This is a genomic window from Myroides sp. LoEW2-1 (assembly GCF_009767705.1).
Taxonomy (GTDB): domain Bacteria; phylum Bacteroidota; class Bacteroidia; order Flavobacteriales; family Flavobacteriaceae; genus Flavobacterium; species Flavobacterium album_A.
In genome coordinates this window covers 1-607 of the sequence record NZ_WSPP01000180.1, presented here as the reverse complement: position 1 = coordinate 607, position 607 = coordinate 1, and the positions used below count along the sequence as shown (strand labels likewise).

The following is a 607-nucleotide window of genomic DNA, read 5'->3' as shown; positions in this document are numbered from 1 at the left end:
TGCTGCTTAAATGCAGCATCGTAGGCCTTTCTAATTCTTTTCATAATTCAAAGATAAGTTTTTATGCTTAACTTAATGTCCAGGCTAAGTTACCAAGTCCAGTGATTTAATGTCAGATATAGGTCAACATATCTTTTTGCTAATAGGATTCACTGTGGTTATGTTGTATGGAGATAAGATAGTGAACCTTTTTCGTTTGGGTAAAGGTTATGAATCTGATAAAATAGAGATCAGTAATTTGACAACTGTAGATATTGTTAAGGTGGGAGTGTTTATTATTGGAGCAATGCTTATTGTGAATAATCTACCTTATATGATTACGTGGGTAATACAGCGATTTACTGCAGCTGTAAGAAATGAAAATATGCCTTCCTATAATCAATATGCTGCTTTTACTGCTTTTGCTAATTTAGTTTTGGGATTCATACTGTTGACAAATTTTAGTAGGATAGGAAAATGGTTTGTCAAATGGAATAAAGAGAATTAGTTTTTCTTTTTATTCTTCATGAGTTTTTAGTATGTTTTGTTGTTGACAAAAAGTATTTAAACTTAGATTATTCCGCTTTTTATTTAGTTAAGAAGTAACTTTTTTGGAGCTTTATAAAGC

The 607-nt window shown here is 30.6% G+C and carries 1 protein-coding gene; it reads left to right on the top strand.

The window, feature by feature from the left end:
* Positions 1 to 109: 109 nt before the first annotated feature.
* A complete protein-coding gene (locus GOQ24_RS16510; protein WP_166520743.1) occupies positions 110 to 487 on the top strand; it encodes a hypothetical protein in 378 nt (125 codons plus the stop codon).
* Positions 488 to 607: the final 120 nt, after the last annotated feature.